The organism is Geobacillus sp. WSUCF-018B, from assembly GCF_002809985.1.
GTDB lineage: Bacteria > Bacillota > Bacilli > Bacillales > Anoxybacillaceae > Geobacillus > Geobacillus thermophilus.
Genome location: NZ_PIJF01000019.1, coordinates 22,477 through 48,313, shown reverse-complemented (window position 1 = coordinate 48,313; position 25,837 = coordinate 22,477). Strand labels below are relative to the sequence as shown.

Sequence of the window (25,837 nt, the reverse complement as noted above, 5' to 3'; positions counted from 1 at the left end):
CAAATTCGGGAGTGTGGTATGCTTGTTCATAGAGAGCACCTCCTGGGTTTGTTTGTGTCGCTACTCACATTCTACAGGAAAGGTGCTCTTTTTTCTATACCCTTTGGATTTTATTGGATAATCAACACGCCTGAGTTAAGGCGATTCATCTCCCACTTACTCCGCTTCGCTTCGTTGAAGTGGGAGTCTTCTCGCCTAATTAAGATAAAACAAAAAAAGAAGCGGCTTCTGCTAACGGGTTCGGTTCAGAAGTACAAAATCAAAAAAAACAGTACAAATAACAGCGTAATTAGCACAAAATTCGAACTAAATTTAACAAGGTAAAAAGCACATTAAAACGCTTGGGTTTATTCCAAGCGTTTTAAACTAAAATTATATTGACTTGTTAAATCAAGACTGTTACTAAAAGGTTACTACCGTACTTCAATTACAAAGGCATAACTTGAATCTCCCTTTTCCCATCTTGCTGAAACATCATACACATAAACACCTTTTTCTTTTGGTAATAGTATCACATTATCATTTCACCAAAAGATGTACTTGACTTTTAAAGACAAACATGATAGCAATGTTGCTCAAAGAGACGTGTGGTATAAAAAGGAAAAATGCTGTTTTGATTTTCTTTATCATAATCGTCTTTCTTTGTCAAGTACACTTTGTGGTGAAGAGCCTGTTTTTATATTTGTAAGCCATCTATTTACTACTAATGTATTTTCTTTAGGCTCGTCTTTGAATTCTATTTTCAATTGGGAATTTGGTGGTACAACCACAGGTTTTAGTTCTTGATTTTTAATGAGTTCTGGCGGAGAACTTGTATCAGCACAAACAGAATTAAGTAATCCATTCCAACAATACGAACCTTGTGTCACTTCTACCTTTTTTTCTCCAACAGTTATGGTTGGTAAAGGTGGTTTAGCACTAAATAGTCCAATAACAAAATAACCACCAATGCCTAACACAATTAATACTAATAATGGAATTAAAAACTTTTTCATACACTTCCCTCCTCGTGGGTTAATTTTCCCTTTGCTAATTTTCTAAGTAATCTATATATTTAGTTTAACATAAAATACTAAAATCCTTAAAAAGGATTTCGTCAAAAAATATTGATATTTCAACAAAAATAAAAAACCAAATCGTATGGTGATTTGGTCTTATAAAATATCAAATCCCTTTCAATTATGGTTATTGCATATAAATTATTTCTTTTAAATCAAATCGTTTTTTTGCAATGCCTAATCGTTGAGCAGGTGTTCCTACTGTCTCTTTTGTTTTGTATGCTAAACAAAAATTGTAGTAAGTCCGAAGTATGGTAAGAGCCATTTGAGCATACTTTGGGTTAAAGTTTGAATAGATATAGCTTTTTCCGTCACCACGAGCTGTTGTCAATGGTCTTTCTAAAATAGATAGCCGTCTTCGAATGTGCTGGATAAAGGTATTCGTGGCGTTGTCATTCACATTTAAAACAAGATTGGCAATGTCCTTCGGTTCGAATGATGAAAGATTGGTTGTACAATCAACCCATCGAAATCCTCTGTCAATTGTCGCAAGCGGATGTTCAATCGGATTATCAGCGTATTCATAATGACTGCTGCCATCTGAAATGACTTTTTTATGAAATTGGTGTGTATGAAATAATTCTTCCAGTTTTAGAAAAGCCAATTTTCGCAAAGACTTTGTATCATAACCAGAGTTAATTCCCCAGTTGATTAAATCCACTCTTGCTTGAACAAATTCCTCACGAGCTTGTTTCCGAGATTTTGTTTTATCCGTTTGACAAAGAAAATGGTGGGCATCAGATAAGCGAATTTCTTTGGCAAATACACGATAAAGGGAAGTCATCAATGAATTTATGTCCAATTAGCATCAATTTTAACACATATTTGGAATACTGTCTGTTGGTCAGCAGTCACTTGCTAATTAAGATGCTAATTATAATGCGATTAATGGTCATAAATTAAATAAAACATTGATATATCAAGAAACAAAAGGGAGTCCATTTCATATGCGAATTGGACTCCCTTTTGTATTACTTTTTTTAATTTTGTACTCAACAACCGAACCCGTTAGGCTTCTGCGCCGCTTCCTTTGTTTACGCTGATGGCGATTTATGCTTTTTTCCCTTTAAGAAAAACGCCATCATTAACGCCAATACCGTCAAGCCGGTGGCGACGAAAAAGGCGTCGTTAATCCCTTCGACAGTCGATCTCTGCTGCACGAGCCCATACAGCAGCTGCACCACCGCTTCATCGCTCGGAATCGCCTGCTTCAGCTGGCCGACAAGGCTCATGAAAAACGGATTGTTTTCCGTCATCTCATTTCGGTACATGTCCGCATGGAATTTGGCCCGGTTGGACATGATCGTCACCAAGAACGCCGTTCCGAGCGAAGCGGCCACTTGGCGGATCGTATTGGACATCGCCGTGCCGTGGCTGTACAAATGGCGCGGCAAGGCGTTCAATCCTTCCGTCATAATCGGCATTCCGAGCATCGACATGCCGAACATGCGGAAAATATAAAGCCAAATTAACTGGCTGTACGGTGTATCCATCGTCAGCTTGCTGAATTCCCACGTCGTGACCGCGGTGATGATCAAGCCGACGATCGCCATCGCCCGCGCGCCGATGCGGTCAAACACCCAGCCGGAAATCGGCGACATGATCGCCATGACAATCGCTCCCGGTAGCAACAGCAAACCGGCATCAAGCGGCGTAAAGCCGCGCAAGTTTTGCAAATACACCGGCAGCAACACCATCGCTGCAAACATCGCCATATTGATGACCGATCCGATGACGGTCGCCAACGTAAACACTGGGTAGCGGAACACACGGAAATTGAGCACCGGATGCTCCGAGCGGAGCGAACGCCATGTGAACATGATCAAGAACAAGACGCCGATGATAAGCGACACAACGACTTCCGTCTCGCCCCATCCTTTGCTGCCGGCTTCGCTGAAGCCATACAGAACGCCGCCAAACCCGATCGTGGAGTAGACCGCCCCTTGCACGTCCAGCACCGGATTGCCCTTGCGCGGCGTATGTTTCAGCCAGGCGGAGGCAAGCACAATGTCTACAATCGCGATCGGCAAAACGACGTAAAACAACAGCCGCCATGTATAATGTTCGACAAGCCATCCGGATAACGTCGGCCCGATCGCCGGCGCGAACATCATGGCGATTCCGACCGTCCCCATGGCCACTCCGCGGCGTTCCGGCGGGAAAATCGACAGCATAATGACCATCATCAGCTGCATGATGATGCCCGCCCCGACCGCCTGCGTCAGCCGCCCTGCGAGCATGACGGCAAAGGTTGGAGCGATCGAGCAAACAAACGCGCCGATGGCGAAAAACGACATGCCAGACAAAAACAGCCGTTTCGCTGGAAACTTCGCGATTAAAAACGGGCTGATCGGGATGAGCACCCCGTTGACGAGCATATATCCTGTCACGAGCCATTGAATCGTCGACGTTTCCACGTTGAAATCTTGCATCATATGGGGCAAGGCGACGTTGATCAATGTTTGGTTCAAGATGGCGACAAACGCGCCCAGCATGACCGTCGCCACAACTTTTCCGCGGCTGCCGATATCCCCGAGGCCGCCTTGCCCGGCTGGAGCGGCCGGGCGCCCATCCGTTTCTGCCGCTGGCTCTGCTTTCGTTTCCGCTAACGGTTGAGCGTTGGCTTTCGCCGCTTCATCCGCCGCCTTCCCTGCAGCTGAAGCCGGTTTGCGGCGGCGCAGCGCGATGTTGACCGCCGCCAAAACCAAAACGGCAAACACAATATAACCAATGACAAATGTTGTCATGTCCCATCACCTACTTATGGATGCGGACGGTGACGTTCATGCCCGGCACAAGTCCGGCTCCGCTGTAATTGTCAATGGAAATCGTGACCGGAATCACTTGGGTCACTTTCGTGTAGTTGCCGGTCGCATTGGAGCTCGGCAGCAGGCTGAACGTATTCGCTGTCGCATTGCCAATCTTTTCGACTTTGCCGCTGAATTTGCGGTCCGGATACGCATCGACATAAATATCGACGTCTTGCCCGACTTTCACGTCTTCAATATCGGTCTCTTCAATGTTCGCCGTCACCCACAAATCGTTCAAATCAAACCCTCGGGCAAGCGGCGTCCCCGCGGCGACAAACGAGTCTTTGACCGCGTTTTGCTGCACGATGGTCATCCGATGAGGCACTGTCACCGGCACCGTCGTTTTGCCGTCAAACACCTCACCGATTTCTTCCCCGGCTGAGAACGTTTTTCCCGTGTCGCCCCGCCAGGATGTCAGTTTTCCGGACAGCGGCGCCGCAACCGAGATGACCTGGCCGTCGATGCGGGCGTTGTCTGTTTTAATGTAATTCGTCGCTTCGTTCACATAGTAGTAAGCGGCAAAGCCGCCGCCGACAAGCAAAATGAGCACAATGATGTTCAGCGCCACCAATCGTTTCACGTTCACTGTCTATTCCTCCCCGAGTAAAATCGCTTTAATTTTTTCATGAAGATGCAAAAACTGTTCAATCTCCTCTGGAGAGACGAGTTCTTGAATGCGGCGAAGCCGCCGGCGCAGCACCGACTGCTCGCCAAACGCTTCCGACACTGTCTCTTTTCCTTTTTCCGTCAAACTCAAAATGACCGCGCGCCGATCTTGCTTCGACGGCTCGCGGACAACAAGGCCGGCGCCGACGAGCCGATCGACCGTGCCGCTGACGTTGCTGTTGCTTAAATTTAATTTTTCCGCCAAGTCATTCAGGCGAATATGTTCTGTTTTCAACAGCGTATACAAGACGATCAGCTGCACCTCCGTCACTCCGACGCGAGCCGCGTCCTCGCGGATGAGGCGGTAAAGCGCCTTTTGCGTCCGGAAGACGGCGTACATGATGTCCCGGCTGATTCCTTCCATTCATCCCCCCTCCTTGCTTCATCTTTCTTGTTGGAATAGTTTCAATACGAATTATTTCTGCGCGAAATATGATTATAACATGAAAACGAGGAAAATCAACTATATTGTTTCATTGTCTTGGCAAAAACATACGCAACGAAAAAGAGTCCAACCGGATGTTTTGCATCCAGTTGGACTCTTTTGCCAACTCCTCATTCGTGAATCCGCGCCGCTGTTGCCGTTGGCTGAATGCAGTTTCTCAACCACGCTCCACCAGGTGGGTGTTCGCAGAAGCGTTCCTGCCGTCCTCCATCACGAATATTGAGGCATGACATTCCCGCTTCAATGTAGAACTCCCTTTTGATTGCCATCGGTTGAAACTTCATTCTACAACGCACAACGCAGCAACGGATTGGTGATTATTATGATACATGATCGGCCGTCCCTTGGCAAGAGGGACAGCCATCCATTTTTTCAAACTGGATACACCCCATGCTTCCGCTCAGAAAAGACGATATACTTGGACATATACGCGTCAAATCGGCGGATGAGCTCGTTGCGCAAATCGTTCGGCGCGACAATTCCGTCAACGACCAATTCGGAAGCGAGCCGATAAATATCGATGTCGCGCCGGTATTCCTCGCGTTTTTGTTCGACAAACGCCGCACGCTCTTCCGGCGGCAGCTCGGCGATTTTGTTCGCATAAACGGCGTTGACGGCCGCCTCCGGCCCCATGACGGCGATTTGCGCGTTCGGAAGCGCGAGGCAGCAGTCCGGTTCAAACGCCGGGCCGGCCATGGCATACAACCCGGCGCCGTACGCTTTGCGGACGATGACCGAGATCTTCGGTACGGTGGCTTCCGACATGGCGGCGATCATTTTCGCTCCATGGCGGATGATGCCGGCCCGCTCGACCTTCGTGCCGATCATAAAGCCAGGGACGTCGGCCAAAAACAGAAGCGGGATATGGAACGCGTCGCAAAGCGTGATGAATTTCGCCGCTTTATCAGCCGAATCGTGGAACAAGACACCGCCTTTGACGCGCGGCTGGTTGGCGATGATGCCGATCGGCTGGCCGTTAAGGCGCGCCAGTCCCGTAATGATTTCCGGCGCAAACAGTTTTTTGATTTCGCAAAACGATCCTTCGTCAATGATTCGCTCAATCAAATCATACATGTTGAACGGCGCATTTTGGTTTTCCGGCAAAATGTCTTCGATCGTTTTGTCGAACGATTTCGGCGGCTTCGCCTCGACCACCGGCGGTTTTTCGCCGTAATGGGACGGAAAATATGACAAATAACGGCGCGCATAGGCAATCGCTTCTTCTTCGGTTTTCACGAGCACGTCGCCGCAGCCGGAGACGGTGCAATGCATGCGAGCGCCGCCCATCTCTTCGAGCGTGACTTTTTCCCCAATCACCATTTCCGCCATGCGCGGCGAGCCCAAGTACATCGAGGCGTTGCCCTCGACCATGATGACGATGTCGCAAAACGCCGGAATATAAGCGCCGCCGGCTGCTGACGGGCCAAACAACAGGCACACTTGCGGCACTTTGCCGGACAGCTTCACCTCATTGTAAAAAATGCGCCCTGCCCCGCGCCGGCCGGGAAACATTTCGAGTTGGTCCGTAATGCGTGCGCCGGCCGAGTCCACCAAATAAATGATCGGGCAGCGCAGTTTTTCCGCCGTTTCTTGAATGCGGATGATTTTTTCGACCGTGCGCGCTCCCCACGAGCCAGCTTTGACGGTCGAATCGTTCGCCATCACGCAGACGGTGCGGCCATTGATTTTGCCGATCCCGGTCACCACCCCGTCAGCCGGCAGGCCATCCGCCAAACAGTTGGCAAACAAGCCGTCTTCCACTTCCAAGCCATCGTCAAGCAGCAAATTCAGCCGCTCGCGGACAAACAATTTCCCTTGGGCCGCATTTTTTTCATGATATTTTGGCGCCCCGCCTTTCTTGATTTCCGCCGCTCTTTTCTCCAGCTCCGCTGCGAGCGAGTCTTGCTGATTGGCTGTTTCCTTCATCTCTTTGTTTCCCCTCCTTGTTTTGATAGATCTTGCTGTTCCATCCCGCGTGTTCGGCCGGGAGCACGGTTGGGGCCGTTTTTGGCTGTCGTGCCAATGTCGGTGCAGAACAAGCGCTCCGTGCGGCTTTTTCCTTATCCAAACAGCCTCATCCTTCCCAAGCGCAGGCTTACTCCCCTTTGTACACCGGCTTCCGCTTTTCTTTAAACGCCTGCAGACCTTCCAGACGGTCTTTCGTTGGGATTGTCGCCTCATAGGCGAGCTGCTCAATTGCGAGGCCCGTCTCCAAATCAACGTTGAATACGCTTTGGATCGCCCGTTTCGCCTGGCGGACGGCTATCGGCGCATTGTCAGCGATTTGCTGCGCCAATTCAAGCGCCCGATCCATGAGCTCGGCGCGCGGCACGGCGTATTCGACAAGGCCGATTCGCTCGGCTTCCTGCGCTGTAATCCGTTTGGCGGCAAAAATCAACTCTTTCGCTTTGCCGAGACCGACAAGGCGCGGCAGCCGCTGCGTCCCCCCCGCTCCCGGAATGATGCCGAGCGACGTTTCCGTCAGCCCGAGCTGGATATCGTCGGCGGCAAACCGGATGTCGCAGGCGAGCGCCAGCTCAAGCCCCCCGCCAAAGGCCGAGCCGTTTAACGCGGCAATGACCGGCTGCGGCACTTTCTCGACCTCGTTGATCGTTTTGCTGATTAAAGCGACGGCCTGACGGACTTCGGTTTCGTTCATCCCTGCCCGCTCTTTCAAATCGGCTCCGGCGCAAAACACTTTGTCTCCGGCCCCGGTCAACATGACGACGCGCACGTCTTTTTGAAATTTGATTTCTTGCAAAAGCGCACCAAGCTCCAACAAAAGCGCTCTAGAAAGCGCGTTGGCTGCTTCCGGGCGATTTAATGTCACAATGGCGATGCCGTTTTCTTGTGTTTCAAACGATACAAGTGCGCTCACGTTTTCTCCCCCCCTTATGATCCAACCGTTTGCAAATACCGGCTCGAAAGCGGGCGGCCGATTTTGTCGCGGATAAACAACGCCGCTTTCGTCAGCTGCTCGACATCGATGCCGGTTTCAATCCCCATGCCGTGAAGCATATATACTAAATCATCAGTGGCGACGTTTCCCGACGCTCCGGGAGCGTACGGACAGCCGCCAAGGCCGCCAAGCGAGCTGTCAAACGTCGTAATGCCCATCTCCATCGACACCAAAATGTTGGCAAGCGCCGTTCCTCTTGTATCATGGAAATGCATGGCAATCCGTCCGGCCGGAAAGCGGCGAAGCACCTCAGCAAGCACGTCCTCCACTTGCTTGGGCGTCGCGACGCCGATCGTATCGCCAAGCGACAGTTCGTCAACCCCCATCGCCAACAACCGATCCGCCACCATCAGCACTTGATCGACGGCAACTGCCCCTTCATACGGGCAGCCAAAGACGGTGGAAACGTAGCCGCGCACCGTTTTGCCTGCTTGTTTTGCCGTTTGCACGACCGCTTCCAGCACCGGAAATGTGGCAGCGATCGTTTTGTTAATATTTTTTTGGTTGTGCGTTTCGCTCGCTGACATAAAGACGCCGACTTCGTCAATCCCCGCGGCCAACGCCCGCTCAAGCCCTCTTTCGTTCGGCACGAGCGCCGCATACGTGACGCCGGCTTTTCGGCCGATGCCGGCTGCGACCTCAGCGGCATCGGCGAGCTGCGGGATCCATTTCGGATGGACGAAGGAAGTCACCTCAATGTACGACAGCCCCGTTTCGGACAACAAGTTGATCCACGCGATTTTATCGGCGGTCGCGATCGGCGCTACTTCGTTTTGCAGGCCGTCGCGCGGGCCGACTTCTTTGATCGTCACCTTCGCCGGCCATCGGCTCATGCTCTGCTCCCCCTTTATTCAATCTCGACAAGCACGTCGCCTTCGTTTACGAAATCTCCTTCCTGCACGTGGATGTGCTTCACGACGCCGGACGCCTCAGCCGCAATCGGAATCTCCATTTTCATCGATTCTAAAATGATGACATCTTGGCCTTCTTCTACATGATCCCCGACAGCCACCAACAATTTCCATACACTTCCAGCCATTGTTGCCGTTACTTGGGTCATCGTGTCTTCCTCCGTTTCTGCTTCATTTTGCTTTTGCTGGCTTCCAATGCTTCGAAAGGAAATCGGTCGTCGTATCCCCCGCTTGAAACGCCGGATGGGACAGCACGGCCTCAAGCAGCGGAATGTTCGTTTTAATCCCTTCCACGCGACAGTGTCGAAGCGCTTCGAGCAAGCGTTCAATCGCCGTTTGCCGATCCGGTCCTTTGGCGATTAGTTTGGCGATCATCGGATCATAAAACGGCGTAACCGCGGCGCCGCTTTGAACCGCCGTTTCATGACGAATCCATTCGCCTTGTGGGGCGGAAAACGCCGTAATGCGGCCGGGCGACGGGTAAAACGTGTTCGGGTCTTCGGCATAAATGCGCACTTCAATGGCGTGTCCATCGCGGCGGATGTCTTCCTGCTGATAACGAAGCGGCTCGCCGGCGGCGATGCGCAGCTGCTCTTCGACAATGTCGATGCCGGTGATTTCTTCCGTCACCGGATGTTCAACTTGCAGGCGTGTGTTCATCTCCAGAAAATAAAAGTTTTTTTGATCATCGACAAGAAACTCGATCGTGCCGGCGTTCGCATAGCCGATATGGCGCGCGGCCCGCACGGCTGCTTCGCCCATTTTCCGCCGTGTTTCCTCATCCAAAAACGGCGACGGCGCCTCTTCGACCACCTTTTGATGGCGGCGTTGGATCGAACATTCACGCTCCCATAAGTAAACACAGTTGCCATTTTGGTCGGCAAGAAGCTGAATTTCAATATGGCGCGGGCGTTCAATATATTTTTCAATGTACATCGTCCCGTCGCCGAAAAACGAAGCCGCCCGTTTTTGGCTTCCTTCAAACGCCTGGCGCAGCTCGGCTTCGTCGCGGGCGATATGCATGCCGATGCCGCCGCCGCCGGCTGACGCCTTCAGCATGACTGGATACCCAATCGAAGCCGCCGCTTTGGCCGCTTCATCGGCGCTATCAAGCGCAAAGGAGACGCCTGGGACGATCGGCACGCCGGCTTGTTCCATCGTCCGCCGCGCTTCGATTTTGCTGCCCATCGCCGCGATGACGTCCGCCTTCGGACCGATGAAGACGATTCCTTCTTCCTCGCAGCGGCGGGCAAACGCTGGATTTTCCGACAACAGCCCGTAGCCGGGATGGATCGCCTCCGCTTTCGCCGTTTTGGCAACCTCTATGATTTTTTCGATATTTAAATAGCTTTCCGCGACGCGCGGCTTGCCGATCAAATACGCCTCATCCGCGAGCGAGACGTGGAGCGAATCCGCATCCGCTTCGGAATAGACGGCGACGGTCCGGATGCCGAGCTTTTGGCACGTGCGGATGATGCGGACGGCGATTTCGCCGCGGTTGGCAATCAATACTTTCGAAAACATCGTCTCACCCTTTCACGAAAACTGAGAATGCCGCCGGGCGGACGAAACCGCCCGGCACGGCGGTTTACGTCGTCAAGCCGAGGCGCTGTTTCGCCATTTCCCGCAGTTTAAATTTTTGGATTTTCCCGGACGCCGTCATCGGGTACGAATCAGTAAACTCAATGTAGCGCGGGATTTTATGACGGGAAATGTGGCCGCGGCAAAACTCGCGAATCTCCTCAGCCGTCGCCGTTTCGCCGTCTTTTAAGATGATCCACGCCATCACTTCTTCCCCGTATACTTCATCCGGCACGCCAACGACTTGGACGTCCAAAATTTTCGGATGTTTGTATAAAAACTCTTCGATTTCACGCGGATAAATGTTTTCGCCGCCGCGGATGATCATATCTTTCAGACGGCCGGTGATGCGGAAGTAACCGTTTTCATCCATCACCGCCAAGTCGCCGGTATGGAGCCAGCCGTCTTCATCGATCGCTTCGCGCGTCGCTTCCGAGTTGTTGTAATATCCTTTCATGACATGATAGCCGCGCGTGCACAGCTCCCCTTGCACACCGGGCGGCACTTCCTTGTTCGTTCCCGGCTCGACGATTTTCACCTCGACGCCCGGCAAGGCGCGGCCAACCGTTTCGACACGCAGCTCAAGCGGATCGTCGGTGCGCGTTTGCGTGATGACTGGGGACGCTTCGGTCTGCCCGTAGGCGATGGTAATGTCTTTCATCCCCATTTTCTCGATGACCGCCTTCATCACTTCGACCGGGCAAGGGGAGCCAGCCATAATGCCCGTGCGCAGCGATGACAAATCGTATTTGGCAAAATCCGGGTCGTTGAGCTCGGCGATGAACATCGTCGGCACGCCGTGAAGCGCCGTGCACCGCTCCGCCTCGACCGTCTCCAGCACCCGCTTCGGATGAAACTCCTGCACAGGCACCATCGTCGCCCCGACCGTCACGCATGCAAGCGTGCTCATGACGCAGCCGAAACAATGGAAAAACGGCACCGGAATGCACAATCGATCGCCTTCGCCAAGCCCCATGCATTGCGCGACTTGGTGGGCGTTGTTGACGATGTTGTAATGCGTCAACATCACCCCTTTCGGGAATCCAGTCGTCCCGGACGTGTATTGCATGTTGATCACATCGTGCGGATCAAGGCTTTCCATCTGCGCATCGAGCTCTTCTTCCGTCACGTCATGCGCCATCGCCAAAATGTCGTTCCAAGTGAACATGCCCGGGTACCGTTTGTCGCCAAGAAAGACCACGTTTTTCAGCTTCGGCAGCCGTTTCGATTGCAGCTGTCCGGGCGCTGATGTGCGCAACTCGGGAACGATTTCGTACAAAATATCGATGTATGACGAATCGCGGTATTGCTCGATCAAAAACAGTGTTGTCGAGTCGGACTGCCGAAGCAAATACTCAAGCTCCGCCGCGCGGTAGTTCGTATTGACCGTCACGAGGACGGCTCCCATTTTGCCGGTCGCAAATTGGCAGGCGATCCATTCCGGAACGTTCGTCGCCCAAATGGCGACATGCTCCCCTTTTTCGATGCCAAGCCGCATCAATCCGCGCGCGACAAGCCGGCAGTAGTCGTTAAACTGCCGGTACGTCAGACGCAAGCCGCGGTCGGCGTACACAACCGCTTCATGATCCGCGTATTGCCTGGCGCGCTCCTCCAATAACTTCCCGATCGTCACCGTCAGCATCGACCGTCTCCTCCCCTTTGTCCGAATTCATTGTTATGGATATGCAGGCATTTCCGCTTTTAGCATCCCAGTTGGCGGGCGATGACGAGACGCTGGATTTCCGATGTGCCTTCGCCGATTTCCATGAGCTTGACGTCGCGCAAGTGGCGTTCGACTCCGTATTCTTTCATATAGCCGTAGCCGCCATGGATTTGGATCGCCTGGTTGCAGACGCGAAACCCCATTTCCGAGGCGAACAGCTTAGCGAACGATGCTTCTTTTGTAAACGGTTTCCCTTGATCCTTCAGCCAGGCTGCTTTGTACACCATGTTGCGGGCAAGCTCAATTTCCATCGCCATATCAGCGAGCTTAAACTGGATCGCTTGAAACTTGGAAATCGACTGACCGAACTGGACGCGCTCTTTTGCGTATTGAAGCGCTTTCTCAAACGCCGCTTGCGCAATGCCGACCGCCAGCGCGGCGATCGAGATGCGCCCGCCATCAAGCGTGTACAAAAACTGTTTAAACCCTTTTTGCGGGTCGCCTAAGACGTTTTCTTTCGGCACGCGGACGTTCTCAAAGACAAGCTCGCACGTATTGGACGCGCGCACGCCCATTTTGTCGTAATTCGAACGAATCGTAAATCCTGGGGAGTCCGTTGGCACGATGAGAGCGGTGATGATGTTTTTGCCGCGCGCATCTTTGCCCGTCACAGCTGTGACAATGACTTGCCGCGCGTATTGGGCGTTTGTGATCCAACATTTTTCGCCGTTGATGACATACTCATCGCCGTCCAGCACCGCGGTCGTGCGCGTGCCGCCGGCGTCTGATCCGGCGTTCGGCTCCGTGAGCCCAAAAGCGCCAAGCGTCTCGCCTTTCGCCATCGGCACAAGCCATTTTTGCTTCTGTTCTTCCGTCCCGAAGTAGTAAATCGGGCTCGCTCCGAGCGACACAGCGGCCGCATAGCTCAACCCAGTGCCGCCGCAGGCGCGGCCGATTTCCTCAACGGCGATGGCGTACGAAATCGTATCGCCCCCAGCGCCGCCGTACTCTTCCGGAAACGGCAGGCCCAACAACCCCAACTCGCCCATTTTGCGAAAGACATCGAGCGGAAAATGCGCTTCTTCATCCCATTTCGCCGCGTATGGGGCAATTTCCTTCTCAGCAAAGTCGAGAACCATTTCTTTAATCATTTGTTGTTCTTTCGTCAATGAAAAATCCATGTTCTCCCTCTCCCCCATAGAAAATGTTCTATCATTTGAACCGACTAGTCGGTTTTAGTAAGAAAACGAGTGTAAACGGTTTTGATTTTTGAAGCGTTTTCAAAACCGACTAGTTGGTCTGTATACGATCAACAACTTATTCGGCGGCCGGCCGCAACAAAAACCGCGCCGCCGCTGGGTTTTCTGGTGTGCGGAGCACCGCATGCAAAATGAAATCGGCAAAATACGCCGCGATCTCCTCAATGGACAACGGACCATCCGGATTGTACCATTTGTATGTCCAATTGACCATGCCGATAATGGACATGCCAGTAATCTCCACCGACAGCTCCGGACGAAACTCGCCGGCTTCAATCCCCTCGCGAATGACTCGAAAAATGATTTGCTTGAACTCTTCGCGCTTTTCATTGATCGGTTCAGCGTATTCCGGTTTTAAGTACGTGCTTTCCTGGTAAAACACGGTGATGTGTGGTTTATATAAATGAAACACTTTGACAAACGACTGCACGATGGCGTACAAGCGCTCGGTCGGCGTCGAACAGCTTTCATACGCTTCCTGCGCCTTCGTCAGCGCATACGTGATAAAGACGTCATGGATATGATACAAAAGCTCATCTTTGGATTTAAAATTATGGTAAAAACCGCCTTTGGATGTGTCGCTTTCGGCAACGATGCGGTCGACCGTCACGCCATGGTAGCCATATTTCTCAAACAAATGAAGAGCGGTGTCGATAATGCGGTCTCGAAGCGGTTTCTCTGCCATAACAGTCTCCTTCGCCTGAACTGTAAAACATTTCGAAAAAAGCAAAATCTTCTTCTTGTTTATTAAGATACTCGACAGTTGCAGCCATTGTCAACAAAAATCGTTCCGGCGCCCGAAAAATGGAGGCGTCTTTCGCCGCACATCGTCCGATCGGCTGCGCGAGCCCTATCCCCTAGCCGCACGAACTGAAACAAAACAGATGACCTATACATAACCACGGCCGTTTTTCCAAAAGATAAAAACCGGAGGTGGCTTCCATTGGAACCGATGCTATGCCCAAACTGCAAAACGAACCGGACGCGGTTTCATCTCATTGAGCAGCACCCGCGTGCGGTCAAGCTCGATCCGCACACCGGCGACATCGAGCACGAATACACAAACGAAGCGCTCGAACCGTTCCATCTCCCATACCGCGGCCCGAGCTACCGCGTCCAATGCGGCGTCTGCGGGCTGATCGAAGATGCGGACATGTTCATTCAGCGCGCTAAATCGTCTCCATTGAGGTGATTCGATATGGCGAACAAAAAACAAACACCTTCTTCCATCGTAGACCAAAAACAGCTCGTCAACGACAAGGCAAAAGCGATGCAAGAGCGCGGCGGCGAGCACATTCGCCGCGTCACGCCCAACGGCGCAGACGGACAATAACCGCCAGCCTGCTTTTGTACACAAGCAAGCTGGCGGGACTTCCGCCCTTCTAACGGTACATCGCCCACAATCCGATATCGCGAAAACCAAGGCGATGGTAAATGCGGCCAGCGTCTGGATTGTCATAAAACAAGCACGGCATCTTCCCTTCAGCGAGCAAATCGCAAACGAGCTTCGCCACGATGGTGCTGGCATACCCTTTCCCTCGATGCTCCTGATCCGTGCAGACGCCGACGATCATCGCCGACAATGAGTTTTCCGCTGATGTCGATGCGGCGGCCACCATTCGGCCGTCTTGTTCAATGTAGTACGTTCTAGCTGAATTGGTTTCCATCCCTTTCACTAGCATATCGCGGGACGACGGCCTCGTTTCAAATTCGGCAATGCGGCGCCGCAAGTCGAGAATCCGGTCGACATCGGCCAATTCGGCTTTTTTGACGGCGAACGCCCCCATTTCTTGACGGGCGTATTCATCCGTCCGACACTCGCAAAAGTAAAGCGTTCGCTTCTCCCCAAGCGGCAGCCGCTCTTCGAACTGCCTGGCAATGTCCGCCTTGCCGGACAGCTGGATGGACGATGATGGGGCTGTCTCGCGGATGAGACGAGCAAAGCCATCGGCATCAAAATCGCCAGGCGCGTACGGAATGTAGGAATCGTAATAACGGAGCAGCACCGCCTTCAGCGAGCCGGCATCGTCAAACTGCCCCCAAACGTCTTGGAAATCGGCGTCATAGCCAAACGACTCAATATCGCCGATGATAAATAAATTGAACGACGGATCTTGCCGCAAAAACGAAAATACTTGTTGATCGTCTTCGGCCGTTAACCGGCGAATCATAGAATTCCCCCGCTTTTCGAATGATATTTTTTCCATTATACTATGAATCATCCCTGTTGCCAATGGCATTTGTGGCGTCAAACCGAGAGGACTGCCGATGCCCCTAAGTCTGCATCGGCCAACTGCAAAGAAAGGAGGAAGCCCGCTCTCAAAAAAGCGAGGCGACGATGCCGATGAAGTTTACTGACGATCTGTACGAATACTATAAAGATCGACTGACCGGAGATGAAGAAGACGCCGAAGCGGTGGCGATGTCGATTTTGGATGAACTCGACCGCCGCGATGTGCTCAAGCTGATCGGTGAGATGACTGATGAAGAGCTGCTCGGCATGTTCGGCTTGTATGTCCTGGAAAGCTTGAAAGCGAAAATGGCCCGCGAAGGCCTCGGCGCGATGCGGCCGCAAGATGCGCCGCGCGTGCATTGACAAAACAAAACGGCTGTCCTCCATGTCATAAAGAACAGCCGCTATGTTGGGCAAATGATGGTTTCGTATTCATGTGGCAGCCCTGTGAACATGATTTCGAAGACGGCTTTTCCACTGTTTGCTTAACAGACAGTGGCGAAACACAAACCGTTTTCCCATCGCGCGCTCATCGGTAAAACTGTACATCGTAGCCTTCTTTCAACAACACTTGGTAGATTTGCTGAATGTGGTCTTCGTTTTTTGTCTCGAGCGAAAAGTGAATTTCCGCCTGACCTGGCAGCACCTTGGCGCCGATGCGCTGATGGTGAATCGACATCACGTTTGCCTCAAGCTCCGCAATAATGCGCAGCAGCTTGTTCAACTGACCCGGCTTGTCGGAGATGACCGTTGTAAACGTCACAAACCGGCCCGCTTCGACAAGCCCCCGCTCAATGATGCGGGAAATGAGCGTCACATCGACGTTGCCGCCGCTTAAAATGGCGGCGACTTTTTTGCCGCGAAACGGCAGCTTTTGATACAACAATGCCGCCAACGGACAAGCTGCCGCCCCTTCGATTAACAGCTTGTTCCGCTCGAGCACATACAGCATCGTCCGCGAAATTTCCGCCTCTTTCACGCATACAACGCCATCGACGTATTGCTCAATGTATTGGTACGTAATATTGCCCGGCTTTTTCACGGCAATCCCATCGGCGATCGTATTCGATGCGGCAATGGAGACGGGCTGTTTATGGCGTATGGCCGCCGTCATGCCGGGGCAAGCCGATGACTCAACGCCGTACACTTCAACCGACGGCTTCAGCTGTTTTAACGTAAGCGCCACCCCCGCAAGCAACCCGCCGCCGCCGACCGGACAAAGAACGACATCGACGTCGGGAAGCTGCTCGATCAGCTCTAAGCCGATCGTCCCTTGGCCGGCCATCACCGCCAAGTCGTCAAACGGATGAACAAATGTCATCCCCCGTTCACGTTGCAACTCTAATGCATATTCCAAAGACTCGTCAAACACATCGCCGTACAGCACGACTTCCGCCCCGTAGCTTTTCGTCGCTTCAATTTTGCTGAGCGGCGCCCCTTTCGGCATGACAATCGTGCAAGGAATGCCGAGCATGCCGCTTGCGTAGGCGACCCCTTGGGCGTGGTTGCCGGCCGAGGCGGCGATGACGCCGCGCGCCCTTTCTTCTTCCGTGAGCGACATAATTTTATTGAATGAGCCTCTCACCTTAAACGAACCTGTTTTTTGCAAATTTTCCAGTTTCATATACACCTCATTGCCGGACAGCCGGCTGAACGTCTGCGAATGCTCAAGCGGCGTTTGGTGGACGATGCCTTTCATTTTCGCTCGCGCTTGTTCAATGTCTGTTAACGTCAACATCATCAAACCACCCTTTCCGATCGGGCGACCGGTTCTTGTTCACCCCGCTTTATTATATACAAAACATTTCATCACCGACAAATGTTGCTTTTCTTTAGTTGGTTTTGGATTATTTTTAGCATATAGTTTTGTTGCATAAAATCATGTTCAACAAACATCGCTGCAACCCGCTTCCTTTGTCAAACCGTTTGAACGTTGGACTTGTCCCAAAACATCAGAGTGTTTCTAGGGGAAGAGCTGTCTATGGTCTGTTCTTTTTCTTTTGTGAATATTGTTTATTTAGAACATTGTTCTATAGATTTGGCCAATTGCCAACGGGAAAAAGCGGCCAAAAAGATCGGCGATAGGCAAACGCGAGGGAATTTGCTAATATGAAAGAAAAGCATTCGGAAGACGAAAGGATGAAACGGTTGTGACGAAAAAGTTGTACTATACGGCGCCGGATGTTGACGTGTGGACGACAACGGTGACAAGCGTCCGCCAAGACGGCGAAACATACATTGTCACCTTGGCGGAAACAGCGTTTTACCCGGAAGGCGGTGGCCAACCGTCTGACGCCGGCACGATCGCCGGCTTGCCGGTGCTCGATGTGTTTGACGAAAACGGGGAAGTGTATCACCGCCTTCCTGCCCACCCGGGAATGGGCGCCGTTTCATGCGTCCTTGATAGGAAACGGCGCCGCGATCATACACAACAGCATAGCGGCCAACATGTATTATCCGCTGTACTCGTTGAACAGCTCGGCGCCGAAACAGTCGGTTTTCACCTTGGGCGCGAGGTCGTCACAATCGACATCACGGCGGGTGCGCTGACGGAAGCAGACATGCTGGCAGTGGAAAACCGGGCCAACGAACTCATTTACGCGAATCTCCCGGTCGAGACGTATTGGGTGACGCCGGAAGAAGCAGAACGGATGCCGTTTCGCAAGCGTCCCGATGTCCAAGGTTCTGTCCGTGTTGTCGAGATGAAAGGGATCGATTTGTCGGCGTGCTGCGGCACCCATGTGAAACGCACGGGCGAAATCGGCGTGATCAAATTGCTGAAAGCAGAGCGCCATCGCGGCATGACGCGTCTTTCCTTTCTTTGCGGCGGCCGGGCGCTTGCCGACTACCAGCAAACCCACCGCGTCGTGCAGGCGGCAGCAGGTCGGTTCGGGACAAGCCGCGATCAGCTGCTCGACGTGATCGCAAAATGGGAACAAGAGAAAAAAGAATGGGAAAAACGGCTGCGCCAATACGAGGCAATCGTCTTTGCCGTCGAATCCGAACGGGCCGCCGCCGAATCAGGACGTGCAGTGATTGGCCGTTACGACCAATATGGGGCAAAAGAACTGCAAATGATCGCCCGTCTGATCGCCGACCGTTATGGCAAAACCGCGCTTCTCGCCTCCACCTCCGATTGGCGCGCCGTGATCGCCAAAGCACCGTCTTCCTTGCTCCATGCAGGGAACTGGCTGAAAGAACAAGCCACCCTGTTTGGCGGCAAAGGGGGCGGCAACGAGCGGCAGGGGCAAGCTGCTTTTCCGTCCCTTGAGGCGCTTAGCCAGTTCCTTTCCCGCGTGGAAACGGCAGGCATCGATTGACGGCTCCTGCCCGCACCGCCCGGTTGCTTCGATTCGTTTCGTCCTCCCGTCGGATCGATGCGATGTCCGCCATAGCCGACGGAGGGCGGTTTTTGTAAAATGAAAAACGAAATGTGCAGCTAAGGAGTTTGAAGAGATGAACGATCGACTCGTACAATCGCAAATCGAAGAGCTCGAACGAAAGCTGCGCGCTTATGAGCGGCTCATCGAAACGCTTCCGTTTCCGTTCACCTTTGCCGATTACGAAAGTGGAATCGCCATCGAAAAAAAGCGCGGCGACGTCCGGCCGCACCTTCGCACCATTCCACCGTCCCTTGAAAAGGAAGCCAAATGGCAGTGGGATATTGACTTGTATCACGACGTACCGTTTGAAAAAGTGGAAGCCTTTTTGACGCCGCTGCTCGATCTCGTGCCGCACCATATCGTTTTTGTCGACGACAAAGGGATCATCACGCTTTGCAATTTGCAGGCGGCCATTGACACGGGCGTCGAGCGCGACGCCATCATCGGCAAACATATTCGCGAGCTGCTGAAGCTGCCTGACGAGCTGATCGCAACGCTCGAATCGCTTGAAAAAGGCGAGCCGCTCTACAATCACGAGGTGCTCGACCGATTTTACGGCATCGTCAACACCCGTTTTATTTACAACGATGACGGATCGATCAAACGAGTCATCAGTATGTTTCAGTCGCTCAATATGATGAAAGAAACGGAAAAGCTCGCCGTCGCCGGCCGCATCGCCGCCGGCATCGCCCATGAAATCCGCAATCCGCTGACGACGGTGCGCGGCTATTTGCAGCTGCTCAAAACCGAGCTGCCAGACCGGATCGCCTCGCTCGTCGAACGCCTGCTCATTCCTGAGCTTGACCGGGCAAACGGCATCATCACCGACTTTTTAAACATCGCCAAGCCGGCGGACGTGAAGATGGAAACGTTCCGGCTGCACCGTTTTTTGCGCGACGATGTCGGCGTTCTGCTGCAGAGCGAGGCGTTGCTGCACAGTGTGAACGTCCATTTTGACCTCGACGAACAACTGGACGATTACGAAATGAGCGGCGACCGCCGCCAGCTTTTGCAAGTGTTTTTAAACTTATTCCGCAACGCTGTGGAAGCCAAAGTGGCCAAAACGATGAATGTCACGGTGAGCAGCCGGAAAGTGAACCATATCGTCCAGCTTCGCTTCTGCGACGATGGGCCCGGCATTCCGCCGTCGGTCATCGACCATGTTTTCGATCCGTTTTTTTCAACGAAGGAAACGGGAACTGGGCTCGGCCTGTCGTTATCGAAAAAAATCGTCGAACTGCATCGCGGGACGATGAAAGTGCAAAGCGATGCACGCGGCACTTGTTTTTTGATCGAATTTCCGCTTTGCAGCCAACCGCCGTTTCTTTCGTCGTAAATTGCTTCCGAAGAGGGAGGCCATCCCGGCTTCGGAAACGATGAGGTTGATGATTTAGAACAATGTGTCACTTTATCATGGAAAAAGGGGGAACGATTATGACCACGCCCGCTCCGCCCAACGGCAAATGGCGGCGCCTGTTCGCCTTGTTTCTTCCCATTTTTGTTTCGCAAACGGGCCAATATGCCATGAACTTTGTCGATGTTGCCATGTCCGGCCACGCGAGCGCCGAAGATCTTGCCGGCGTCGCGATCGGCTCAAGCCTATGGGTGCCGGTGTGGACCGGCGTCGGCGGCATTTTGCTCGCCTTGTCCCCGATCGTCTCGCATCATCTCGGCGCCGGACGCCATGACTCAATCGCCCGCGCCGTCACCCAGGCGCTCTACTTGGCTGTCGCGCTTGCTGCCGCCATTGTCCTGATCGGCGCCGCTTCTGTGCCGTTGATCTTGAAACAGATGTCTTTGGATGAAAACGTTCGGCATATCGCCCTTCATTATTTGCGCGCCTTGTCGTTTGGGATCGTCCCGCTGTTTCTTTATTCTGTGCTCCGCTATTTCATCGATGCACTTGGGCAAACAAACGTAACGATGTGGATTACGCTCACCGCCTTGCCGATCAATATGCTGTTCAACTGGCTGTTGATTTACGGGCATGGCGGGTTTCCGCGCCTTGGCGGCATCGGCACCGGCTATGCGACAGCGATCACGTACGCATACTGCTTCGCGGCCGCTGCCTTTGCCGCGGTGAAATTTCGCCGTTTGTCTCCCTATCGCGTGCTCGTCCGTTTTTACCGTCCGTCATGGGCCGCATGGAGAGAGTTGCTGAAAACCGGGGTGCCGATCGGATCAGCCATCTTTTTTGAAACGAGCATTTTCGCTGCGGTGACGCTGCTTGTCGGCCGGTTTGGCGCCGAAACAGTCGCTGCCCATCAAAGCGCCCTCAACTTCGCTTCCTTGTTGTATATGATTCCGCTCAGCTTATCGATGGCGCTGACGATCGCCGTAGGCGTTGAAGCTGGGGCCAACCGTTATGAAGCGGCCAAACAATATTGCCTGATCGGCATCACCCTCGCCTTGGCCGTCGCTGCCGCCGCTGCATTGTTTCTTTCCATCTTCCGCGGCGATGTTGCTCGACTGTATACAAACGATCCGACAGTGGCGGCGTTGACGGGGAAATTTTTGCTCTATGCGATCTTCTTTCAAGTTTCCGATGCCATCGCCGCTCCCATCCAAGGAGCGCTGCGGGGCTATAAAGAGGTGAACGCCGTTTTTTGGTCCGCTCTTCTCGCCTATTGGGGCGTTGGCCTTCCGCTTGGCTGCGCGCTCGCTCTCTTGACTGCCGCCGGGGCGTTCGGCTATTGGATCGGCCTGATCGCCGGATTGGCAACGGGCGCGCTGTTTCTCAGCTTTCGCCTGCGGGCCGTTTGGCGCAGACATGACAGCGGGCGTGCGCCGCTCGCCTCCTAAACGGCCGCTGCCCAAACACGGGCTGTTTTTCCTGAACCGAAACACCGCATAAATCGTTGTTTGCGCATATGCAGTCATAGGAAAAGGTGTCCCGCTCCTTTTGGGACACCTTTGCTTTTCATACAACGCCATTCATCCGCCCGACCAACCATGCAGTGATCGTTTTTATTTTTTTATTTTTCCCCCTGCGGCGACGGCTGCTGTTTCATATACGCGAGCACGTCAAGATCGATTTTCCCTTTTTCTAGTTCGCGTTCCTCAAAGTTTTCTGTATGTATATACGCTGTCAGCGCTTCGTGAAGCGCCTCGCTGTCGGCGGCGCGCTCTTTCGGCAAGTAGCCGAGCCGGATCAAGTGGGCAGCCGCCTCTTCCTTGACCGCGCCTTCCATTACAGCCACTTTTTCGGGGCGCGGTTTCTCAAAATAAAGCTGGCGCAGCTCATACAGGCGAATGAGCTCCTCGATCGGCCGCGGGTGGTCGTCAACGCGCAAATCGATATAGCGGTCATTGTACCCGCCATAGCCGCCCCTTTCTTTCACAACGAGCAAGGCAGCCGACTGTTGCCCGCGGCGGTCGCCCCCCGCCGCCTGACCAGCTTGAAGCGCCTTTAGCAATCGCTCGGCGAGCGGCCCTTTGGCCTGCTCGAATGTTCTTCCCATCGCCAGCACCGTTTCCTCGCCTGCTAAAATATTGCCTTGCGCTGCATAGTTCGGTCCGGTAATGCCGCCCGCCCACGGGTAACATTTTTTTCCGGTGAACGTTGCTGCCCGTCCTTTCGCATCCACGATGCCGACCTGGCGCAAATCGCGCTCGCTGTCATCGGCAACGAGCAACTCAAGCGTTTCTTGCGCCGTTTTCCCTTGTTCCATCCATTCGAGGCCGCGTGGGCCGTATGACGTGTTGGCATATGACTGCGTCGCCACAGCGCCGACGCCCGCTTTCGCCCACGGCACGACCGCGCCGACGCCTAAAAATTTCGATTGAACAGCGATGCCAAGCTCCCCGGTCGCCGGATCAAACGCGACGATCGAAAACGTCGCGACGATGTCTTTTGCAATATGTGTCATTTCCCCGTCCTCCATATGCTTTCCATTTTCTCATCGTTTATGATTTCTCCACTTCCTTTCGTTGTTCCTGCCTGTTCACAAAAAAAGCGGGGGAAACAGCCGTTGCCCGGCCGTCTCCCCCCGCATGCCCATCATCCGCCTAGCACCATGTCGCCCCGACGATAATGAGCAAAATAAACAAGACGACGATCAGCACGAAACCGTAGCCGCCATAACCCGGGTAGCCGAAGCCAAAGCCGCCCCAGCCGCCATAAAAGCCGCATGTCATATTCGTCACCTCCTTGCTAGCAAGTAGGGTTCGTTAGTACACCCAACCACCGATACATGCGCATCCGACAATAATCAACAAGATGAACAGAACGACGATCAACGCGAATCCGCCGCCGTAAGCTGCACCCATTTGCCAGCACCTCCTTTGTTTTTGTACTAGTAGACTATTCACAAACCAGGAAAATGGTTAGGTGTTTCGGCAAAAATAGGTATTTGCCGTAAAAACAAAAAAACGGCCCGTTCTCGGACCGCTTTTATGCTTTAAGCGAGCTTCGCTTCCATTTTTTTCGCCCTGACGCCTGCTTGATTTGAACAGCAGAAAACAAAATAAGCGCCGCCCAGATGCAGCTAAACGCATAAAAATGCGCTTTCGTAAACGGCTCGCCGAACAAAAAGACGCCAAGGAGAAGGCTGATCGTCGGCGAAATGTATTGCAAAAAACCAAGTGTTGTCATCGACACACGCTTCGCCCCTTTGGCGAAATACAAAAGCGGCACGGCCGTCGCTGGCCCGGCTCCAGCCAACAGCGCCCATTGCCACCATTCGGCCGTCTTGACGAGGGCTGGCGTTTCGTTGTACACCCATAATAAGTAAACGGCTGAAAGCGGCATGACGGCCATTGTTTCAAGCGTCAAGCCAATGGACGAGTCAACGCTGGCCAGTTTTTTCACTAAGCCGTAAAACCCGAACGTCAATGCGAGCGATATGGCGACCCACGGAAACGCGCCATATTCCGCCGTCATCGCCGCCACGCCGGCGGCGGCCAGAAGAACAGCGGTCCACTGCCCTACGCTCAGCCGCTCGCGCAGTACGATCATCCCAAGCGCCACACTGACAAGCGGGTTGATATAATAGCCGAGGCTCGTTTCAACAACATGATGATGATTCACCGCCCATATGTAGACAAACCAGTTGGCGCTGATGAGCACGGCAGCAGCGGCGATCCCCCATGCCTTAGCCGGCCGACGGCGCATCGCCCGAAGCTCCCGGCGGAAGGCGTCAGGCTGCCCAGTCGCTGCCAAAAGGATGGCCATAAACACGAACGACCAAACGATGCGGTGCGCCAAAATCTCAAGCGCCGAGCGCGCCTCAAGCAGTTTCCAATAGAGTGGCAGCACTCCCCACAACAAGTATGAGGCGGCGGTGTACAAAACCCCTTGCTTTTCTTCACTGAAATGCCCCATATGATGTTCTCCTTTTCCCTAATCGCTTCCGTTCCATTATACCGCCGCCGCCTCATTTTATCTATAAAAAAACACGACCGCGTCATCCGGCGTGTTTTTGTGAACAAAACGAGGGGAAACCGACGCAAAACGGGATGCGCCCGCCCCCTTTCACCGTCTTGCCTAGCCGCACTGTTTGACCCGTCTTCCCCTTCTTTTCCGTCCGGCTTCCTACCAGGCGACACATACACAACCGACAATAATCAACAAAATGAACAAAACAATGATGAGCGCATAACCGCTGCTGACCAAACTGCTCATGGCGGACACCTCCTTGATCCCGTTGACGGGACCATCATATGCGTCCGCCCGCCCAAACGACCGGGCCAACGCCCATTTTTGCAAGCTGGCGCCTATTTTTCTTTCGTCCCAGTCTCCCCCCACCAACCTTTGCGCTTAAAATACAGGGCAATGAGGACGGCGACGGTCGCCATCAGCAGCAGGGCGAACGGATACCCGTACCGCCATTTCAGCTCGGGCATAAACGAAAAATTCATGCCGTAGACACCGGCAATAAACGTCATCGGCAAAAATATGACGCTCACCAATGTCAACGTTTTCATAATGACGTTCATATGATCGGATTTGAGCGACAGTTGCAAATCGAAAATGGCGGACAATGATTCCTTAAATGCGTCGAGCGCCGCCGGCACGCGGGCGAAACGGGAGGCCACCTCATCGATGTATGGATTCGTTTCCGCGTTGATGTACGGCAGCTCGGCATGGCGGATCGTTTTGATCGCCTCTTCCTGCGCTTCGGCCACTTGCCGCAGCTCATGAAGATGGGTTTTCATCCGGTAAATTTCACGCCCGATTTCATTGGCGAACGGCGTCGCAAACACTTGCCGCTCAAGCGCCTGAATGCGGTCGGCGATTTGGTCGATCACCTGCAAAAAGCGAGTGACGGCTAAGTCCAGGAAATGGTAAAGAACATATCCAGGGTACAGCGCCTGATCGCGATGATCCAACAGCCGTTCTTTCACATGGCCGATAAACGGGTCATCTTCATCCATATAACTGATGATATGCCGCTCGGCGGCAAGCAGGCGAATGTTCGCCATTCGGCCGGACGGACGGATGATAAACAACGATACAAAAAGGAATCCTTCGTACTCATCGACCAGTGGAATGTCTGTTCCACCTATAAGCCGTTTTCGGGCGAGCGGATGAATCGACAGCGAGGAGAGGAGCCGTTCCAAATCCGGCTTGGCGGCGGCGGTGAAATGAAACCAGCACGACTGGCCGCCCGCCGGCGCATGCCGTTCGTATATTCCGCCAAGCGGCAAGCGGGGGCTCGGATGGATGGCCATACACGAGTCTCCTTTCTAACTGATGCGTTTATTCGTATTGTTTGCCGTTTGCCGAAAAACTACTCCTCGCCGGCCGCCGAAAAAACGGCCGGAACATCGGCGCAGCAACGCCGCCCCGTGCCCGCCGAAAGCCGCTTTTGTTCGCCGAATGGAACGATGCCTTAACAAAGCAGGAGCGTCCATCGGACGGCAGCATT

General features: G+C 53.1%; 26 protein-coding genes, 1 other RNA gene and 1 pseudogene. 6 read left to right on the top strand and 22 right to left on the bottom strand.

Annotated features, from left to right (window positions below; all coding sequences use genetic code 11):
• Window positions 1-626: 626 nt before the first annotated feature.
• The 14 genes and pseudogenes from CV944_RS07890 to CV944_RS07825 form a co-directional block, all read right to left on the bottom strand.
• Window positions 627-995, bottom strand: a complete 369-nt coding sequence (locus CV944_RS07890) for a hypothetical protein (protein ID WP_233204981.1) — start codon at window positions 993-995, stop codon at window positions 627-629.
• A 190-nt stretch (window positions 996-1,185) separates the two neighbouring features.
• Window positions 1,186-1,848: pseudogene (locus CV944_RS07885) on the bottom strand (insertion element protein); the annotation flags it as partial.
• A gap of 244 nt (window positions 1,849-2,092) precedes the next feature.
• Window positions 2,093-3,805: a DHA2 family efflux MFS transporter permease subunit gene (locus CV944_RS07880; RefSeq protein ID WP_100664031.1), complete on the bottom strand. Its 1,713-nt coding sequence runs from the start codon at window positions 3,803-3,805 to the stop codon at window positions 2,093-2,095.
• Between the two features lie 10 nt (window positions 3,806-3,815).
• On the bottom strand, window positions 3,816-4,454 hold the full coding sequence (locus tag CV944_RS07875) for an HlyD family secretion protein (protein ID WP_033012202.1): 639 nt from the start codon (window positions 4,452-4,454) through the stop codon (window positions 3,816-3,818).
• Between the two features lie 3 nt (window positions 4,455-4,457).
• Entirely contained in the window at window positions 4,458-4,898 is a 441-nt protein-coding gene (locus CV944_RS07870; protein WP_060787796.1) for a MarR family winged helix-turn-helix transcriptional regulator, read from the bottom strand.
• A gap of 201 nt (window positions 4,899-5,099) precedes the next feature.
• Window positions 5,100-5,288, bottom strand: a non-coding RNA gene (gene ssrS, locus CV944_RS07865) — 6S RNA.
• Between the two features lie 63 nt (window positions 5,289-5,351).
• Entirely contained in the window at window positions 5,352-6,905 is a 1,554-nt protein-coding gene (locus tag CV944_RS07860) for an acyl-CoA carboxylase subunit beta (protein ID WP_094238640.1), read from the bottom strand.
• A 169-nt stretch (window positions 6,906-7,074) separates the two neighbouring features.
• Window positions 7,075-7,857: an enoyl-CoA hydratase gene (locus CV944_RS07855; RefSeq protein ID WP_020755509.1), complete on the bottom strand. Its 783-nt coding sequence runs from the start codon at window positions 7,855-7,857 to the stop codon at window positions 7,075-7,077.
• Between the two features lie 14 nt (window positions 7,858-7,871).
• Complete coding sequence (locus CV944_RS07850; RefSeq protein ID WP_100664029.1) at window positions 7,872-8,771, bottom strand: hydroxymethylglutaryl-CoA lyase; 900 nt, start codon at window positions 8,769-8,771, stop codon at window positions 7,872-7,874.
• A gap of 14 nt (window positions 8,772-8,785) precedes the next feature.
• Window positions 8,786-8,998 (bottom strand): acetyl-CoA carboxylase biotin carboxyl carrier protein subunit, encoded by a 213-nt coding sequence (locus CV944_RS07845; RefSeq protein WP_014195717.1) that lies wholly within the window; start codon window positions 8,996-8,998, stop codon window positions 8,786-8,788.
• 22 nt (window positions 8,999-9,020) lie between these two features.
• Window positions 9,021-10,373: an acetyl-CoA carboxylase biotin carboxylase subunit gene (gene accC, locus CV944_RS07840; RefSeq protein WP_100664027.1), complete on the bottom strand. Its 1,353-nt coding sequence runs from the start codon at window positions 10,371-10,373 to the stop codon at window positions 9,021-9,023.
• Between the two features lie 64 nt (window positions 10,374-10,437).
• Complete coding sequence (locus CV944_RS07835; protein WP_021322261.1) at window positions 10,438-12,072, bottom strand: AMP-binding protein; 1,635 nt, start codon at window positions 12,070-12,072, stop codon at window positions 10,438-10,440.
• Between the two features lie 59 nt (window positions 12,073-12,131).
• Window positions 12,132-13,274 (bottom strand): acyl-CoA dehydrogenase, encoded by a 1,143-nt coding sequence (locus tag CV944_RS07830; protein ID WP_100664026.1) that lies wholly within the window; start codon window positions 13,272-13,274, stop codon window positions 12,132-12,134.
• Between the two features lie 136 nt (window positions 13,275-13,410).
• A complete protein-coding gene (locus CV944_RS07825; RefSeq protein WP_063329931.1) occupies window positions 13,411-14,037 on the bottom strand; it encodes a TetR/AcrR family transcriptional regulator in 627 nt (208 codons plus the stop codon).
• Between the two features lie 258 nt (window positions 14,038-14,295).
• Here CV944_RS07825 and CV944_RS07820 point away from each other — a divergent pair, with 258 nt between their 5' ends.
• Together CV944_RS07820 and CV944_RS17850 are read left to right on the top strand one after the other, a co-directional pair.
• Window positions 14,296-14,544 carry a hypothetical protein gene (locus CV944_RS07820; RefSeq protein WP_013145420.1) on the top strand — a complete coding sequence of 83 codons (249 nt, stop codon included), beginning with the start codon at window positions 14,296-14,298 and terminating at the stop codon, window positions 14,542-14,544.
• 6 nt (window positions 14,545-14,550) lie between these two features.
• Entirely contained in the window at window positions 14,551-14,685 is a 135-nt protein-coding gene (locus CV944_RS17850) for a hypothetical protein (protein ID WP_255407743.1), read from the top strand.
• 49 nt (window positions 14,686-14,734) lie between these two features.
• On the opposite strand, the gene CV944_RS07815 is transcribed toward CV944_RS17850, so the two are convergent.
• Complete coding sequence (locus tag CV944_RS07815; RefSeq protein ID WP_033005911.1) at window positions 14,735-15,523, bottom strand: GNAT family N-acetyltransferase; 789 nt, start codon at window positions 15,521-15,523, stop codon at window positions 14,735-14,737.
• Window positions 15,524-15,690: 167 nt separating this feature from the next.
• On the opposite strand from CV944_RS07815, the gene CV944_RS07810 reads away from it, so the two are divergent.
• Window positions 15,691-15,948 (top strand): DUF6154 family protein, encoded by a 258-nt coding sequence (locus tag CV944_RS07810; RefSeq protein WP_100664025.1) that lies wholly within the window; start codon window positions 15,691-15,693, stop codon window positions 15,946-15,948.
• 166 nt (window positions 15,949-16,114) lie between these two features.
• Here CV944_RS07810 and ilvA read toward each other — a convergent pair whose 3' ends face one another.
• Window positions 16,115-17,323 carry a threonine ammonia-lyase gene (ilvA, locus tag CV944_RS07805; protein WP_094239943.1) on the bottom strand — a complete coding sequence of 403 codons (1,209 nt, stop codon included), beginning with the start codon at window positions 17,321-17,323 and terminating at the stop codon, window positions 16,115-16,117.
• Window positions 17,324-17,735: 412 nt separating this feature from the next.
• Here ilvA and CV944_RS07800 point away from each other — a divergent pair, with 412 nt between their 5' ends.
• From CV944_RS07800 to CV944_RS07790, 3 genes are all read left to right on the top strand, one after another.
• Window positions 17,736-18,905, top strand: a complete 1,170-nt coding sequence (locus tag CV944_RS07800) for an alanyl-tRNA editing protein (protein WP_100664024.1) — start codon at window positions 17,736-17,738, stop codon at window positions 18,903-18,905.
• A 136-nt stretch (window positions 18,906-19,041) separates the two neighbouring features.
• Window positions 19,042-20,304 carry a two-component system sensor histidine kinase NtrB gene (locus CV944_RS07795; protein ID WP_033012220.1) on the top strand — a complete coding sequence of 421 codons (1,263 nt, stop codon included), beginning with the start codon at window positions 19,042-19,044 and terminating at the stop codon, window positions 20,302-20,304.
• A gap of 98 nt (window positions 20,305-20,402) precedes the next feature.
• Entirely contained in the window at window positions 20,403-21,770 is a 1,368-nt protein-coding gene (locus CV944_RS07790) for an MATE family efflux transporter (RefSeq protein WP_100664023.1), read from the top strand.
• 173 nt (window positions 21,771-21,943) lie between these two features.
• Here CV944_RS07790 and CV944_RS07785 read toward each other — a convergent pair whose 3' ends face one another.
• The 6 genes from CV944_RS07785 to CV944_RS07760 all read right to left on the bottom strand — a co-directional run bounded on the left by CV944_RS07785 (window position 21,944) and on the right by CV944_RS07760 (window position 25,640).
• Window positions 21,944-22,837, bottom strand: a complete 894-nt coding sequence (locus CV944_RS07785; RefSeq protein ID WP_100664022.1) for a DUF1028 domain-containing protein — start codon at window positions 22,835-22,837, stop codon at window positions 21,944-21,946.
• Window positions 22,838-22,976: 139 nt separating this feature from the next.
• Window positions 22,977-23,105 carry a YjcZ family sporulation protein gene (locus CV944_RS07780; RefSeq protein ID WP_080729672.1) on the bottom strand — a complete coding sequence of 43 codons (129 nt, stop codon included), beginning with the start codon at window positions 23,103-23,105 and terminating at the stop codon, window positions 22,977-22,979.
• A 33-nt stretch (window positions 23,106-23,138) separates the two neighbouring features.
• Window positions 23,139-23,237, bottom strand: coding sequence for a YjcZ family sporulation protein (locus CV944_RS07775; RefSeq protein ID WP_011231081.1), 99 nt, complete (start codon window positions 23,235-23,237; stop codon window positions 23,139-23,141).
• Window positions 23,238-23,361: 124 nt separating this feature from the next.
• On the bottom strand, window positions 23,362-24,291 hold the full coding sequence (rarD, locus tag CV944_RS07770; RefSeq protein WP_100659763.1) for an EamA family transporter RarD: 930 nt from the start codon (window positions 24,289-24,291) through the stop codon (window positions 23,362-23,364).
• Window positions 24,292-24,501: 210 nt separating this feature from the next.
• Entirely contained in the window at window positions 24,502-24,591 is a 90-nt protein-coding gene (locus CV944_RS07765; RefSeq protein WP_100659767.1) for a YjcZ family sporulation protein, read from the bottom strand.
• Between the two features lie 92 nt (window positions 24,592-24,683).
• Window positions 24,684-25,640: a magnesium transporter CorA family protein gene (locus tag CV944_RS07760; protein WP_100664021.1), complete on the bottom strand. Its 957-nt coding sequence runs from the start codon at window positions 25,638-25,640 to the stop codon at window positions 24,684-24,686.
• Between the last annotated feature and the right edge of the window lie 197 nt (window positions 25,641-25,837).